Origin of the sequence: uncultured Microscilla sp. (assembly GCF_947493425.1) — a bacterium.
Lineage (GTDB): Bacteria > Bacteroidota > Bacteroidia > Cytophagales > Microscillaceae > Microscilla.
This window is the reverse complement of the sequence record NZ_CANLRP010000190.1, coordinates 1-15,547: the sequence shown is the minus strand read 5'-3', so window position 1 is coordinate 15,547 and position 15,547 is coordinate 1. Positions and strand designations below refer to the sequence as shown.

Genomic DNA, 15,547 nt, shown 5'->3' with positions numbered 1-15,547 from the left:
ATCTACTCGTTCTGTGATCATACAGCGAGTTTAACTATTTTCTTTTTTCCAACCTAGAAATCAGCGAAACGTAAGTTTTATACTTAAACAAAAATGGTTTTGAGGATGGATTTTGACTAGTTGCCTGAATACCAACATTAATCAACCGAAGCTACAGCTTTGCTGTGCTGAGCAAAGCTAATCCTGTAAATCCTACAATCACTTTCATCTTAGTATATCATGTAATGTTTATAAGCAACTTTGACCTAAGTACATCTTATGGAGTAAATCTATCCCCCTTTTTTCTTATTTTTTTGTACTAAAAAAGGGTGTTTTTTTAATACATTGATGGTCAATTGGTTGGAAAAACAAAAAAACTATTTTCCTTGTTGAAGAATATAACAAGCGCTTGATGTGTAATATTATACCCCATGAGCAACTGTTTGCGCTTGTGCCAAAAAAATGATAAATTGCTCAATAAAAATAGCAGACGTCCCATGAAAATCACTGTACAAGAAGAAACTTTTGTAGGCAAAGTACTGAACAAAATTGCCTTAGAGGTAGACAAAGAACAAATGACCATTGCTGAGCTTATTCAATATAAAGTGGCTCACTCGGTGGCAACACACAATGCAGCTGTAGAAGCTGAAAACAAAGCAGAGGGTACCCAACACGAGGTAGAGGCTGTGCTTAACAAAAATGCTTCGCAAACTTATGCTTTTAAGCGTGAATTGGCCGACCCCGAAAAAGAAACTTATCGAGCTTGGGAGGCTTTCAAAACCAATCAATTGATCGTGTTGATAGACAACAGCCAGGCAGAAAGCCTTGAGCAAGAAGTATTGTTTAATCAAGATACTGTAGCAAGTTTTTTGAAAATGACTCAGTTGGTGGGAGGTTAAGGAATGGTACCAAAATAAATACGCATTCTTAACCTCATCTTTTGAGGCTATATTTTGTTAAAAAATAGCCGAATAGCGATGCTATTAGCCGACCATCCCTCAAGCTCGCTCAATATCCACTGGATATTGCCGTGCCGCGTCTAGCAACAAAATATTTTATTAAGCTATAGAAATTTATTTTTACACCATTCCTAAGCAATGCTTTGATTGTTACTACTGTATTGCTTGACCCCTGTTTAACTATACCATTAACCCCCACTACATGAACTTTACTGCTGACGAAGCTGCACTAGGCACCGAAGAAGAGAAAAAAGCCTGGAACGAGCTATTTAGGTATTTCACCAATTTTGCGGGCACCTCTAAACCTACCAAAACCTGGCTAAATAGCATCAGCCCTTTTGTAGAAACCATTGACAATGAACGTTTTGGGACAATCATGGAGATGATTGTACTGGAAGTAAATGATGATAAATCGTGGTTTAGCGGCCTAAAATCAAAAATGCTCAAAGGCTTGTTGTGGGCAGGGTCTTTGGCGCCCAGCCCCAAGGTATATGCTGCCATAGGCAAAGTGGTGAACCGGGCTTATACCAAAGTAAGAGGCAAAGGAGCTACCTCAGCATCGGTAGGCAATGCAGGCATCAACGCGCTGGTGGCAATCAATACCAAAGAGGCCATGCAAGAACTCATTATGCTCAAAAATAAGAGCCAATACCCGGTATTTGTCAAAGCGTTGAACAAAGGTATACAGCTGTTGAGTGCTGAAATAAAAGTGACCGAAGATGATGTGCTAGACCAATTGATGCCAGGGTTTGGAATAAAGGATGGCACCCTTGAACAGGCTTTTGGCGATTATACCGCCCAATTATACTTAGAAAGTGCCCACAAAACCCTGATAGAATGGGTAAAGCCTGATGGCAAGGTACAAAAAAGCGTGCCTGCCGAAGTAAAGCGAACGTATGAACTAGAGTTAAAAGCTTTTAAAGAAACGGCTAAAGACATCAAGAAAACCTTGCAAAGTCAACGCCACCGCCTGGAGAGCGCTTGGCGACACCAACGGGTATGGGACTATGACCATTGGCTGAAGTATTTGTGGCTGCACCCTTTGGGGGCTTATGTAGTACACAAAACCATTTGGCAGTTTGACACACCAGAGGGCGACCGCCAAAGTGCTATAGGTAAAGATGGAACATTGGTAGATGTAGAAAATAAATCAGTAAAAGTACCCTCTCATGCCGAAGTAAGCCTATGGCATCCAGTCAATGCCCCGCTGGAAGAAGTACTTGCCTGGCGCGACTACATGTTTGACCAGGAACTTAAGCAACCCTTCAAACAGGCTTTTCGTGAGGTGTATTTGGTCACCGAAGCCGAACGAATTACCAATGTGTATTCCAATCGTTTTTCAGCGCATATTTTACAGCAAAACAAGCTTTGGGCGCTTACCCAACAACGCGACTGGCAATACAAAGGGGCGTATGGGTATATGTTAGATTCGCCCACGATACAATTGCCTGCTTATGACCTTGAAGTAACCCTGGATGTGTCGTTTGGGGGCGATAGTTATGAGTACGTCACTACACAGCGTACTTTGTTTACCAACCCGACCATTGACCTGGAGTATGCGGTAGATGAGGTACCCAAGTTGGCCTTTTCGGAAACGATGCGCGACATAGACTTGTTTATTGCGGTGTGCAGCATTGGCAGCGACCCCAACTGGGATGGTAGCGAAGATTACAAAGATTATTGGTTTGAGTATTCCTATGGCGACAAGTCGGAGACAGTGTCGGCGCAAAACCGCCGCGAGATACTGGAACGGGTGATTCCACGCTTGAAAATAGCTGACCGTTGTTCGTTTGAGGGCAATTTTCTGGTGGTACAAGGTAAGTTACGTACTTATAAAATAAACATCGGAAGCGCTAATATTTTGATGAAACCCAACGACCAGTACCTGTGTATTGTACCTGATAGGGCGGCTGAAGCCAAAGGTAGTAAAATATTTTTGCCCTTTGAGGGTGACTCTATTCTGAGCCTTATTTTGAGCAAAGCTTTTTTACTTGCCGATGATGCTAACATAGAAGATGAACTCATTTTGAGCCAGTTGTAGCCTTGAGGTGAGAAACCTCCTGGATGAGGTGTGCGTTTCTATAACTATGATAAGTGATCTTAATTTAGAAGAAAAAGCCCATAGGTTATGGCAGGGGTTTTCGCCTGAAGGAGAAGATGAGTTTTGGCAAGACTACGAGAAGTGCTTGACTGATGCACAACAACAACAACGGCACAACTGGTCTACACTCTCGCCCAAGTTAGGTACACAAACAGGGTGTCCCCCGCCTGTTGCCCATCAAGGCAAAGCAGTGTGGGAAAACCACCAAACTACCTGTCGATTTTATGAAAAAAAAAGCCTGTTTATTCGATTTCTTGCAAAATGTAGAAGCCTGTGGGCACTTATACTGATGGTTTTTATTGTCAGTGCCATTCTTAAATGGCAAATGCTTTCAGGTTTATCAATGGCTTTATTATTTCTCTCCAATTTTGCCAGAGAGAGTAACCTACTTGAACTTCGTGCACATGAACTGATCATTCGATCAGTAAGTCCCGAAACTCTGGAACATCACCGCTTTTACCTAAAAGAGATTGATCAAGTATCTCTAGGCTTCAACTCTTTTAGAGCTTGTTTAAAGTTCACCTAATAGGCACTTTACGTGAATTTTGCACTCATATATTGTTAAATTTATCTGCAATAGCTAGGCTATTCCTTCAAAATTTAACTCATCTGAGCACAAAATTCAACGAAAATTACTCTAAATGCGAAAGTTTAAATAAACTCTTATGACAAATACACCCTCAACGTGAAAACCAACTGCAGCGAAAAAAGCTTTGCGTACAACTTATCGGCAAAAGACCACCAACGCTTTTATGATACTTTGAGGATGTATAAAGTGTATGTTGCCCAATGGAACTACCCTGCGGTGTAACAAGCATAGCTTTAAAAACCACCCTGTTCCTTGAAAAACCTCTGAAATTCTACTTTATTGCGCGGCATTATTTAGAATAAATACAAGCAATGAGTACACAAAAGAAAAAAGGCATTACTTTTAGAGGCTTACACCGCGACCTGGGGTATTTTTATGTGGGGCTAATTATCTCGTTTTCTATTTCGGGCATTGCCCTCAACCACCGCAATCAGTGGAGCCCTTACCGTTATACTTACCAGGAAATACCCATGCAGGTGAGTTTACCTGCCAACCCCCAGGACATTGACGAAAAACTGGTGAAACAGATTTCGGTGCAATACAAAATGGCCAATCAGTATGAACGTTTTCGCATTCGCGATAAGCAAAAAGAGTTAGAAATAAGGTATGAGAAAGGCCGGGCAAAAATAGACCTGAAAACGGGTAAAGGCCAGCTGAATATGTTTAAGAAAAAGGTAGTACTTGCCGAAATGACCAAGCTGCACCAAACTTTGAACAAAAACTGGGTGTGGTATTCCGATATTTTTGGCATTGCCATGCTCACCATTGCCATTACTGGAATGTTTATTACCCGTGGCAAAAAGAGCTTTCGCAAAAGGGGTTATTTGCTTGCCATTGCCGGCATTATTTTCCCATTGATATTTTTGTTTTTACTCTAATCGCTCCCCTTCTCTTACCAACTGTTCGAAAGCAACAAACTCGGGCAATTGGCAGGCGTGGGTTAACTACTCAATCGTTGCCATTACCCTTACACTATTGTATGTCTACATCTAAAAGCCATCACTAAGCTTGTCCCCTTCTCTTGGTCTTAAGCGCAGCTGACCAAGAGAGCGGCTAACAATAGCGAAGAACTTGGCCTTGCCAAAAAATACCACTACAAGTGAGTTTGTATGGGTTTTCAATCAGACTTGGTATTACTTCCCACCAACTGTTCGAAAGCAACAAACTCAGGCAATTGGCGGGCGTGGGTTAACAGGTGTTGGGGCAAACCCTCCAACCCAAGGTAAGCCCCTGCCAACTGTCCGGCTATAGAGCCTATAGTGTCAGTGTCGCCACCCGCCCGTATAATTGCGGCGAGCATTGCTTCAAAACCAAGCTTATTTATTTTGCTTGCCGCAAAAATGGCTAAGGAATGGTACCAAAATAAATTTACATTCTTAACCTCATCTTTTGAGGCTATACTTTGTTAAAAAATAGCCAAATAGCGATGCTATTAGCCGATTTTTTGCCGCGTCTAGCAACAAAATATTTTATTAAACTATAGAAATTTATTTTTACACCATTCCTAAGGGAACCGTTTCTACTACATAACCCGAATTGCCAAATTGACTGGCGAATAGTTCAATATCGAGGTGGTTGAATTGGTGTGCCAGTTGGAGCCCATCACGCACTTTAGTGTTGGGCAATTGATTGAGTAAGTATTGGTACAAATCGTGGGGAGTGTGCCATTGCCCGGAGGCAATAAAGTGCAACGCCAATACAATAGCCAAAGCCCCCGTGTATGCCTCATCGTTTTTGTGGGTAATGTTACACACATCTTTTATAAGGACACGGTTTTGGGTAATGCCGGGTACAAAAGCCAGGGGAGCCATGCGCATGGCAGCCCCGTTGCCTGCCGCAAACTCGCCACTGCGTCCTACCAACGCCCAGTGTCCGCCTACCTGTAGCCCTCGTAAAGCCTGCAAAGTAGAGGCACCCAACCCGGTCAAGCGTTTTTGTTGGTACCAAACCAAAAAGTTGGCCGCTATTTTTTCAGGATATACACCTTTATGTGTCACTATGGCCTCTAGTGAAGCAAGGGTAAGCTGAGTATCATCGGTGGTTTGCCAGGGCTGCGCAGTCAATGACAACTGTTGGTCTGGCGTAGGTGGGTTATTTTCGTATATAGCCCCAGTAGCATCGCCTATGAACCCTCCGATAAAGCAACCCATGCGGGTGTTGTACTCGACTTGAAACATCTTTACATTTATTGGTTAGTCATCACTTGAAGATAAGGAGCATAGCCTGAATGTTTGGGAAATGAACTGGTTGAAGGAATGAGCCCTTTATTCCAATATCCAGGCTTGAGCATCCTCTAAAGAAATGAAATACTTTTCTTCAAAGTTATTTTCTTCTTTGTTTTCTGCCCAAATTTGTTCTTGCGATAACCTCGACACAAGATCTTCGGAATATACATGCGCCAACTTGGTCAACTTACCACTAAACTGTGAGATCATTTGCGTAGCTACCAACTCCTGTACATCAGGGGGTACCGGAAAATTGAGTTTCTTGCAATTCTCAAATAATAAAGTTGTACTATTATCCAGCACAGTATTCATTATCTTCTCACATAGTGGCACAAACTGTTCAACCTTCATGTATTCGGTCTCATCTTTCCACTCAAAATAGGTCAACGATTTGTCGTTAGATACGGTGATTTTCAAAAAATCATCCTCAAATACTAATTCCATAAAAAAACAATTAATCAAAATACGTAATCCTCAATAACTAGTATTCCCTTTTGGGTTTGCCACACCTTGTGCGCCATTGCCTTTGTTGTAGTAAAAGCTACATTATTTTTGATTTCAAAAGCAGAATTTAAACACCAAATACACCCAAATGGGCTCATATTGAGTTAGCAACTTAGCTATACTGAAAACAAGAGTATTTTGTTAAAAAAACAGGTGGCAATTTACTGCATTTTAGCAGGGGTGTAATATCTGCTGTAATACTCCGTTAACACTTGCGTTTTGAGTTGTATTTGATAAAATTAATTGTCAAAAACGGCTACTGCCCTTACTGGAGAACCAGTACCTCCACGAATTTTGAGAGGCAAACCAATAAACCTAAAGCGTTCCCTCCCTAGCAACAAATGTAAATTGATCATATTTTCGTAATGGGTAAAACCCAGCTCCCCACAAATGTGGTGTACTTCTTTGTTTGAAACTTTGGGCACACCTGGCGACATCGTTTCTACCCCAAAAGCAACAATGCCTTGGTTGCCCAACCATCGGGCAGCCTCTGCCGTAATACCAGGACCATTGCCCCAATTATCAGTTCCGAAGTGTTTGCGGTAGTGGTCGGTGCAAAGCAATACCGTATCACCTTTTTTAATCTCCAGCCTGGCTTGTTTGGCTGCTTGTTGTATTTCTTGGCTGGTAATCAGCTCTTTCAAACCTTTGTGCGAAAAATCAAGGCATATTCCTTCGGTATAAAACATAGACAAAGGCATAGTGTCTATAGATTGCCCCTCGTATTGACGTGCCATATGATTGAGCGCATCTACGTGAGTACCTGTATGCTCGCCCATTTCCATTTTATACACCGCAGGAGTTTGAGTAGCGGGGTTTTCTATGCCTTCCCAGGCTTCGTGGGTGTTGTGTACACTCATTCTTACCTGAGGCAAACTTTTGTATACTGGCATCCCGTCGAATATTTCTTGACTTAAGTCTATAATTTCTGCCATTGCTTACACTATTAGCACTTGTTTATACTTTTGTTTACTTGAAAAAAAACAGGCAAACATAGTGGAGTAAAGTTACTTGCCAATGTTTGCCTGACCATCATTTAAGTAGGTTGACCTTATACTTTTCATTCTTCGCTAAAACTTACTGCCACCATATCGACGATTGAGGGTGTAATAATCTTGTTCGTTTTTGAGCAAAGAACCCATATAAGGGGGCATTTCACTGATAAGGTCTACCTTGTCGAGATCTTCAGGTTTTTGCGCCCCAAATTGCAGCAACTTTATCCAGTCGATGAGTTCGCTGGTAGACGGTTTCTTTTTAATGCCTTTGACTTGACGCAGGTTATAAAACACCTTCAAAGCGCTGTCCATCAATTCTTCCGAAATATTAGGATAATGCACATTGACAATCTCGCCCATAGTGGTAGGGTCGGGGAAAGAAATGTAGTGGAAAAAACAACGGCGTAAAAAGGCATCGGGTAGCTCTTTTTCGTTGTTGGAAGTAATAATAACGATCGGGCGTTTTTTTGCCTTGACAGTTTCCTGGGTTTCGTAACAATAAAACTCCATACGGTCGAGCTCCAGCAACAAATCGTTGGGAAACTCAATATCAGCCTTGTCTATTTCGTCGATCAACAATACTACCTGTTCATCTGTCTCAAAGGCTTCCCAAAGCTTCCCTTTTTTGATATAGTTGGCAATGTTCTCTACCTTGTCGTTGCCCAGTTGCGAATCACGCAAACGCGATACGGCGTCGTATTCGTACAAACCCTGTTGCGCGGTCGTGGTAGACTTTACATGCCAGGTAATGAGGCGTTTGTCTAAAGCCTTGGCTATTTCAAAAGCCAACAAGGTTTTGCCTGTGCCAGGCTCCCCCTTGATTAATAGCGGACGTTCCAGCTCAATAGAGGCGTTTACTGCCACGCTCAACTCACGGGTAGATACATATTTTTCGGTACCTTCAAAAGTCATCTGTTTTATATATTTTAGTTACTAAACCGTAATAGTTTACAGCTTATGGTATGTTTAAAGTCTTATGTTATCAATGTTGTAGTCGATGGACTATCAGGAATTACGAATTGAGAATTACGAATTGGGCAAAGCCATTCGTAATTTAGTCCAGAGTCCGTAGTCCGTAGACCATAGTTTTTTAGCGTCGCTTCGCGCCAATTCGTAATTCGTAATTGAACAATTCGTAATTTAGTCCGGAGTCCGTAGACCATAGTTTTTTAGTGTCGCTTTGCGCTCATTCGTAATTTAGTCCAGAGTCCGTAGACCATAGTTTTTTAGCGTCGCTTCGCGCCAATTCGTAATTCGTAATTGAACAATTCGTAATTTAGTCCGGAGTCCGTAGACCATAGTTTTTTAGTGTCGCTTTGCGCTCATTCGTAATTTAGTCCAGAGTCCGTAGACCATAGTTTTTTAGCGTCGCTTCGCGCCAATTCGTAATTCGTAATTGAACAATTCGTAATTTAGTCCAGAGTCGAGAGTCCGTAGACCATAGTTTTTTAGCGTCGCTTCGCGCCAATTCGTAATTCGTAATTGAACAATTCGTAATTAATTCAACTCCTTAGCAATCCGTTCTTTCAACGCCTCACCCCTTAAGTCTTTGGCCAGAATATTTCCTTGTTTATCTATCAAAAAAGTTTTAGGAATAGCCCTTACATTGTAAGTCTGTGCAGCTTCTGAGTTCCACATTTTAAGGTCAGACACGTGCAACCACTCCAAACCATCGGCTTTGATTGCCTTTACCCAGTCTTTTTTGTTTCTATCCAACGACACCCCAAAAACCTCAAATCCTCGATTCTTGTATTCGTTGTATACCTTTACTACATGGGGGTTTTCTTTGCGGCAAGGCTTGCACCAGCTTGCCCAAAAATCAATCAATACCAACTTGCCTTTCAAGTCCGACAATTTTATCACTTTACCTGCTGGCGATGGCAAAGAAATTTCTGGAGCAGGTTTTCCTACCGTCCATTTTTCTATGCTCTTGAGGTATTCTGCCAAACGTTTGACATAACGAGACTTAGGATAATTTTTTCGCAACTTGGTTACCAACTCCGTCAAGTAGGCGTGTTCTTCGTCAGGATTCAGAATATTAGACGCATACAAGGCAGCTATAGATGGTTGAATGGTATCAATCATTCCCTTTACCTGAGCAATGCCTTTTTTCTGTAGTTCAATCAGTTGCTTGTACAACTCATCGGCTTCGGCTTTTTGACTTTTTTTGGCCAACACATACTTACTTGCCAGGGCATTTTGTTGTTGTCCCAGCTTATTTACCAATCGGTTTGCCTCCCGGTAATACGCCATGTCTTGCGAGCCCTTTACGGTATAAGGAATCTCCGGAACGGTAGCATCAGCTACTACTTCCAGGTCTTTATCGGTAAGCAACATGTATATTTGTTGTTTTTTGAACATTAACAAACGATAAAACTCTGGTTCAGAGATTTTTACTTCAAACACAAACTTGCCATTATTTAACTGGGTACTGTCTACCGGAGCGTACTTTCGGTTGACCAGTTTTTCAAGTACTACCACCCCGTTTTTTGGCGGAGACTTTACCGAGCCATTGATGGTAAGGGCTCTGGTACCCTCTTTATCTGCCGACTTGGTCACATTGGTTTGCTCTTCTTTCTCGTCTTTGTTGCCGCTACCCTGGCAACCCACCAATAGTAAAACACCTGCTAACCACAGGTAATGATGCTTATGCAATAAATTTAAAAACTTCATTGTATGTTTTGTTTTAATAAATTTCTGATATTCAATACTCCACAGTGATTTTAGTCAAAGTTGATTACCGATTACCTTCGGTGAGCTCCCGTTGGTCGGTTATCAAATGTTTATAAGTTTAAAAACTATTTAATTACGTGTTTAGACGTAAACCTGAAACCCTTTGAAAAATAAAGCAAGTACACAAATTTAATATACGCCATTGGTTTACAATGATTAATAGGGTAAACATTTACTCGAATCCGCTATGGACTACTGACTAAATGCTATGGACTATTGAGATTATCACCCCCTACAAAATTGTCTATTCCCCTCACAGAAACGAAATATCTGATTTGGTTTAACAACTTTTTGGCGATTCGTATATTTATTCTACCTCAGCTATGAGCCTATCCAACAACTGGGTAGTTAGTTTAGGGTCTGCCTTGCCTCCGGTTTGTTTCATCACTTGCCCCATAAACATGCCCTTCAACTTTTTCTTGCCTTGCTTGTAAGCCTTTGCCTCTTTCGGAAACTGAGCAATAATGCCCTTGATTACCTCCGACAATTCGTCAGCGTCCTGGTTGGCAACCAAGCGGTGGGCTTGCGCCAATGCTTCGGCTGGTTGTTCGGGGTTTTTCAACATCAACGGAAACAGTTCGCGCGAGGCTATAGTATGGCTAAGTTTACCCGACTCAATCAATGTGATCAACTGAGCCAGTCCAGCGGGTTTCACGGGCAGGGCTTCTATGCTCAGGTGATGCTGATTCAAATACTCCTTAATATCACCCATCAACCAGTTGGCAATCAGCTTGTAATGTGAAGTGAGCTTGGCGGTTTGAGCAAAATACGCATACAATGCTTTTTCTTCGGTAATCACTTCAGCGTCGTAGGCACTTAGCCCAAAGTCTGTCATGAGCTTATCTTGGAGCTGCTGAGGCAAAGCAGGCATTTGCTGTTTTACCTCCTGAAGCCACTCATCAGAGATCATTACTGGTGCCAAATCGGGGTCAGGAAAATACCTATAGTCGTTCATTTCTTCCTTAGAACGCATCGCCGTAATGGTGTTTTTTTGCGCATCGAAGTTCAACGTTTGTCTTAGCACTTGCTCGCCAGCGCTCAACAGCCCAAACTGCCGTTCTATCTCCAGGGTAACCGCCCGTTGTACATTGCGCATCGAGTTCAGGTTTTTTACCTCGGTACGCTGCCCAAACACCTGGCTCCCCTTGGGCATTAACGACACATTGGCATCGCAACGCAACGACCCTTGCTCCATTTTGCCATCGCATATTTCAAGGTACTGCACCAGTTTACGAATTTCTTTGAAATAACCGTAAGCAAAAGCCGCCGCCTCGTTGGGGTGGCAAACCACCGGATCGGTCACAATCTCTACCAATGGGGTTCCGGCCCGGTTATAGTCTACCCAAGAGTAAGCGCCTTCGTCGGGGTGCGACGATTTTCCGGCGTCTTCTTCCATGTGAATGCGGGTAAGCGGCATCACTGCTTTTTTGCCATCTTTGAGCACAAATTCCACCTTACCTCCCTCGCATATAGGGGCTTTGTCCTGGCTTATTTGGTAGCCTTTCGGCAAATCGGGGTAAAAATAGTTTTTGCGGGCAAATATAGTTTCCTGGTTAATATGACAACCACAAGCCAGCCCAATCTTAATGGCATGTGCCACCACCTGACGGTTGAGCTTGGGCAAGGTGCCAGGGTGCGCCAGGGTAATCGCGCTTATATTGGTGTTGGGTGTAGTACTAAACTGGTTAGCATCTCCCGAAAATATCTTACTTTGGGTTTGCAGTTGCACGTGCACCTCCAGACCTATCACAACCTCATAATCAGAAAGTGTGGGCATAATAATTGAACATTAAATTTTTAAAGCCATTGATAGCAGCCACCCCGTCCGGCAAGCCTTTGTTGATACAAAGCTACAAGTTTACACTTTTATTGATTGACTTTCAAGACTTTTAAAGATTGGTATAGCACCCATCAAAAAAGCAAGCATTTAATAACTAAACGCTTGCCCTTATAAATTTTTGGTAGCTTCGCCTCGGTCTGTGTCTCCACAACCAAGTTTATGAGCTAAAGAGCATCAATATTAAACAAAGCCATCTCATAAACTCAATAATGAATACAAGCTTGGGGATTCCAGCAAAGAATTGATGAGACAGCCTCGTTTTGTTGCCATATACTCCTCGCTGTTATTTCACTTCAAACGCTACCTTAGAGGTAGTTTTGCCGTTGCTAAACTTAAGGGTGTATTTTCCGCGTTTTACATACGTTCCCTTGTTGGTTTTTAAATCCCACGAATAACGATAAAAGCCTTGGGCAGCCTTGCCCTTCATCTTGCGCACCACCGCCCCGTTTTTGTCCACCACTTCTATCCTTACATTATTTTTGGTGCTTTTGCCTATATAATACATCAGGCTTGCCTTGGGCTCATAAGCCTCGACATACGACGCGTATTTTTTGCCCCAAGCCCTTGAGTAATATACTGGTTGGGGAGCAAAAGCCACTACTGGAGCATTGGTTTTGCCTTTGAGCTGTTGTAAAGGCTTTACATCCATGACAAACATACTGCGTCCGTGGGTGGCAACCACCAACTCGTTGTCACGAGGATGCACCAGCAAGTCGTAAGTAGCCACATTCGGGAAGTTGTTTACAATTAAGTGCCAGTTTTTGCCCCCGTTTACACTTACATAAGCCCCCTGGTCGGTACCCACATACAACACGGCTGGGTTTACCGGGTCTTGTATCAACCGATTGACCGCCTCGTGGGGCAAGTCACCACTTACCTTTACCCAAGTTTTGCCATAATTAGTGCTCTTGTACATATACGCCTTAAAGTCATCGTTTCGGTACCCTGTAAGGGCGGCAAACACAGTAGCTTTCTCGTGTGGCGATGGAAAAATACTACTCACCCACAGGTTGGCGGGCAAGTTAGTCGAAACTAGCTGCCAGCTTCCCCCTCCGTTGCGGGTTACCTGTAGGTTGCCGTCGTCAGTACCCACATACAGCGTATTGAAACTCAAAGGAGATTGTTCTATACAGGTAATAGTAGAGTAAGGAATGTTTTTGTTGGGCTTGTTTTTAGTCAAGTCACCACTAATCGCCTCCCAGTGTTTGCCCTGGTCTATGCTCTTGTACACCTTTTGGGCACCTATATACAAAATATCGGGGTTAAACTTGCTCATCATCAGTGGGGTACGCCAATTGAAACGCAAAGGTTTTTCGCCTAGTTCGTGGCTTGGGGTAATGCGTTTGCCACGGGCGCTCCATTGGTTTTTGCGGTAATAGTTGCCATACTGAAACCCCACATACACTCGCTTGATGTTGCGCGGATCGACCGATACAAACATACCATCTCCTCCAAATAGTTTTTTCCAACGGGCGTCTTCGTCAGGGCGCGAAGACCCCACATAAGTACCATTGTCTTGCAAGCCCCCATATACATTGTAAGGCTTTTCCATGTCGACATGCACTGTATAAAACTGCCCAGCCGCTACATTGTTGATGTGGCGAAAAAACTTGCCTCCGTTGTAGCTGCTGTACACGCCTCCGTCGTTGCCCAACAAAATATGGTCTGAATCTTTAGGGTTGATCCACATTGCCTGATGGTCGGAATGGGCTTTGGCAGCAATTTGTTTCCAGGTTTTGCCCCCATTGGTAGACTTAAGGCAAGGCACCCCAAAGGTATACACCGTTTCGGGGTTGTTGGGGTCTACCCTTATTTGCCCAAAATAGTAGCCATAAGTGTTAAATACCCGGTTCATGTCCTGGGCATTCACCTTTTTCCAGCTTTTGCCTGCATCGTTTGAGCGGTACACCTCTATGCCTCTTACGGTAGCATTGAGTAATTCGTCGTTGGCATTTTTAAAATACGTGGTCAACGCCTTGGGCTGGTATTCTCCCGCCTTGATCGCCGCTTTTACGTTGGCGGCTTTGTACCTGCGAGGGTAACGCTTGGCGCGTAAAAACTTGTTCAGTTCTTTATTGTCCAACTTGTCAAAGTCAATCGCCGACATAGTACGCAACTGGGCAAAACTAATGCTCAGCTTCGGGGCTTTTTTCTTGCGTTTGAGCTCTTCCTGGTTGTCCATAACCATATACACCACGTTGGGTTTGCTTTGGCAAAAATCAAAACCCATGCGTCCAATGTATTCGGCATTGGGCAAACCCTTGGTTGTTTTAGCCCAGGTATCGCCCCCATCGGTAGATGTATATACCCCCGAACCAACTCCGTTTTCTTTAAAGCTCCAGGCACGGCGGGCTTTCTCCCACGATGCCGCCACCAATACCTGAGGGTTGCCGGGTTGTACTGCCAGGTCAATGATGCCGCTTTCATCGTTTACATACAATGTTTTTTTCCAGGTGTTGCCCCCATCAGTGGTTTTGTAAACACCCCGGTCTTTGTTTTTGGTATACAAAGCCCCCAAAGCTGCCACCCATACAATGTTGGGGTTGGTAGGGTGCACCATTATACGTCCAATATGCTGGGTATTGGGCAAGCCCATGTATTGCCAGGTTTTGCCCGCATCTACCGATTTGTATACCCCATATCCCGAATAACTCGACCGACTGCTGTTGTTTTCGCCGGTGCCTACCCACACAATATTTTCGTTAGAGGGAGCCAGCGCAATGTCGCCAATAGTAAGCCTTGCCTGGTGGTCAAACACAGGTTGAAACGAGTTGCCGTTGTCAGTAGTTTTAAACACCCCACCGGAGGCGTACGCTACATAATAAGTTTTTGCATTTTTGCGACTGCCCTCAATGTCTACTACCCTACCTCCCATTATTTTGGGGCCTATGTTGCGAATGGGGTATTCTTTGAGGTAAGAGGTTTGACGCATTTGTACCTTGCGTTTTACGGCTGCCTTCATCACGTCTTCGCTGGGGAACTCCTGCGCCCAGGCAAAGCCCATACCGCCTGCCATCCACCAAAGGACAAGTAAATAAAACTTGGTAGTTTTCCACGGTTTAGTGTAGTTTTTCTGCATAAAATTTTAGTATTTAGTATGAAACGACTCACCCCAAACGTCCCAGGTATTGTTGACTGATGAAGCCTGGAGTAGGCAGTTTTTTTGGTACAAGTAAGATTTGCTAACCAAATTAGAGCGAAAAACTGAGATTGCAAAAAGGCAAGGATTGCTTTAACAACTCTTTGGGAATTTTTGTCAGAAGCGGACACCAATTCCTGATAACACTATTTAAAAGCGTTATTTTGCTAATACAAAAGCTACTTATGAAAATAAATGAAGGAATTATAGCTGTTTTATTGAAGTCTCTATATTTTTATTTTGTATTATTTTCTGATTCATCGAACTATTCTACCAGGCAGGTTTACTAGACATGCATCAGGTCTTGAGGTTTACATAGGGCATGTAAGGCTAGTACCTTAAATACTAAATACCTAACCCATTATTTTGGCGATTTTTGCCCACTGACTTTACTTAAAAAAACTTGCGTAGCTCCGGTTCCGATATGCATCGCATTGGTCAGGGCTTAAAATTCCGCCTGTAAAAACCAGCTTCAAGTTGTGT

At 43.1% G+C, this 15,547-nt stretch carries 13 protein-coding genes; 5 read left to right on the top strand and 8 right to left on the bottom strand.

Annotation, left to right across the window (positions count from 1 at the left end; translation table 11 throughout):
- The first annotated feature begins 476 nt into the window (after window positions 1-476).
- The 5 genes from Q0954_RS28650 to Q0954_RS28630 all read left to right on the top strand — a co-directional run bounded on the left by Q0954_RS28650 (window position 477) and on the right by Q0954_RS28630 (window position 4,506).
- Window positions 477-878: a hypothetical protein gene (locus Q0954_RS28650; protein ID WP_299463525.1), complete on the top strand. Its 402-nt coding sequence runs from the start codon at window positions 477-479 to the stop codon at window positions 876-878.
- Between the two features lie 262 nt (window positions 879-1,140).
- Window positions 1,141-2,979 (top strand): DUF4132 domain-containing protein, encoded by a 1,839-nt coding sequence (locus tag Q0954_RS28645; protein WP_299463522.1) that lies wholly within the window; start codon window positions 1,141-1,143, stop codon window positions 2,977-2,979.
- Window positions 2,980-3,025: 46 nt separating this feature from the next.
- The gene (locus Q0954_RS28640) at window positions 3,026-3,565 is read left to right on the top strand and encodes a hypothetical protein (protein ID WP_299463519.1); all 540 of its coding nucleotides are present in this window, start codon (window positions 3,026-3,028) and stop codon (window positions 3,563-3,565) included.
- 159 nt (window positions 3,566-3,724) lie between these two features.
- Window positions 3,725-3,850, top strand: a complete 126-nt coding sequence (locus Q0954_RS28635; RefSeq protein ID WP_299463516.1) for a hypothetical protein — start codon at window positions 3,725-3,727, stop codon at window positions 3,848-3,850.
- Window positions 3,851-3,939: 89 nt separating this feature from the next.
- The gene (locus Q0954_RS28630) at window positions 3,940-4,506 is read left to right on the top strand and encodes a PepSY-associated TM helix domain-containing protein (protein WP_299463513.1); all 567 of its coding nucleotides are present in this window, start codon (window positions 3,940-3,942) and stop codon (window positions 4,504-4,506) included.
- Between the two features lie 239 nt (window positions 4,507-4,745).
- Here Q0954_RS28630 and Q0954_RS28625 read toward each other — a convergent pair whose 3' ends face one another.
- The 8 genes from Q0954_RS28625 to Q0954_RS28590 form a co-directional block, all read right to left on the bottom strand.
- Window positions 4,746-4,970 (bottom strand): ADP-ribosylglycohydrolase family protein, encoded by a 225-nt coding sequence (locus Q0954_RS28625; protein ID WP_366916768.1) that lies wholly within the window; start codon window positions 4,968-4,970, stop codon window positions 4,746-4,748.
- Window positions 4,971-5,121: 151 nt separating this feature from the next.
- On the bottom strand, window positions 5,122-5,805 hold the full coding sequence (locus tag Q0954_RS28620; RefSeq protein WP_299463510.1) for an ADP-ribosylglycohydrolase family protein: 684 nt from the start codon (window positions 5,803-5,805) through the stop codon (window positions 5,122-5,124).
- Between the two features lie 87 nt (window positions 5,806-5,892).
- On the bottom strand, window positions 5,893-6,297 hold the full coding sequence (locus Q0954_RS28615; RefSeq protein ID WP_299463507.1) for a hypothetical protein: 405 nt from the start codon (window positions 6,295-6,297) through the stop codon (window positions 5,893-5,895).
- Window positions 6,298-6,596: 299 nt separating this feature from the next.
- Window positions 6,597-7,292 (bottom strand): cyclase family protein, encoded by a 696-nt coding sequence (locus Q0954_RS28610; protein WP_299463504.1) that lies wholly within the window; start codon window positions 7,290-7,292, stop codon window positions 6,597-6,599.
- 135 nt (window positions 7,293-7,427) lie between these two features.
- Entirely contained in the window at window positions 7,428-8,264 is an 837-nt protein-coding gene (locus Q0954_RS28605; protein WP_299463501.1) for a MoxR family ATPase, read from the bottom strand.
- A 585-nt stretch (window positions 8,265-8,849) separates the two neighbouring features.
- The gene (locus Q0954_RS28600; RefSeq protein WP_299463498.1) at window positions 8,850-10,025 is read right to left on the bottom strand and encodes a TlpA disulfide reductase family protein; all 1,176 of its coding nucleotides are present in this window, start codon (window positions 10,023-10,025) and stop codon (window positions 8,850-8,852) included.
- A gap of 367 nt (window positions 10,026-10,392) precedes the next feature.
- Window positions 10,393-11,862, bottom strand: coding sequence for an Asp-tRNA(Asn)/Glu-tRNA(Gln) amidotransferase subunit GatB (gatB, locus tag Q0954_RS28595; RefSeq protein ID WP_299463496.1), 1,470 nt, complete (start codon window positions 11,860-11,862; stop codon window positions 10,393-10,395).
- 346 nt (window positions 11,863-12,208) lie between these two features.
- On the bottom strand, window positions 12,209-15,004 hold the full coding sequence (locus Q0954_RS28590) for a FlgD immunoglobulin-like domain containing protein (protein WP_299463493.1): 2,796 nt from the start codon (window positions 15,002-15,004) through the stop codon (window positions 12,209-12,211).
- Between the last annotated feature and the right edge of the window lie 543 nt (window positions 15,005-15,547).

Coding starts and splice junctions, on each gene's coding strand:
- Q0954_RS28650 (WP_299463525.1), top strand. CDS start 477: ATGAAAATCACTGTACAAGAAGAAACTTTTGTAGGCAAAGTACTGAAC.
- Q0954_RS28645 (WP_299463522.1), top strand. CDS start 1,141: ATGAACTTTACTGCTGACGAAGCTGCACTAGGCACCGAAGAAGAGAAA.
- Q0954_RS28640 (WP_299463519.1), top strand. CDS start 3,026: ATGATAAGTGATCTTAATTTAGAAGAAAAAGCCCATAGGTTATGGCAG.
- Q0954_RS28630 (WP_299463513.1), top strand. CDS start 3,940: ATGAGTACACAAAAGAAAAAAGGCATTACTTTTAGAGGCTTACACCGC.
- Q0954_RS28620 (WP_299463510.1), bottom strand. CDS start 5,805: ATGTTTCAAGTCGAGTACAACACCCGCATGGGTTGCTTTATCGGAGGG.
- Q0954_RS28615 (WP_299463507.1), bottom strand. CDS start 6,297: ATGGAATTAGTATTTGAGGATGATTTTTTGAAAATCACCGTATCTAAC.
- Q0954_RS28610 (WP_299463504.1), bottom strand. CDS start 7,292: ATGGCAGAAATTATAGACTTAAGTCAAGAAATATTCGACGGGATGCCA.
- Q0954_RS28605 (WP_299463501.1), bottom strand. CDS start 8,264: ATGACTTTTGAAGGTACCGAAAAATATGTATCTACCCGTGAGTTGAGC.
- Q0954_RS28600 (WP_299463498.1), bottom strand. CDS start 10,025: ATGAAGTTTTTAAATTTATTGCATAAGCATCATTACCTGTGGTTAGCA.
- gatB (WP_299463496.1), bottom strand. CDS start 11,862: ATGCCCACACTTTCTGATTATGAGGTTGTGATAGGTCTGGAGGTGCAC.
- Q0954_RS28590 (WP_299463493.1), bottom strand. CDS start 15,004: ATGCAGAAAAACTACACTAAACCGTGGAAAACTACCAAGTTTTATTTA.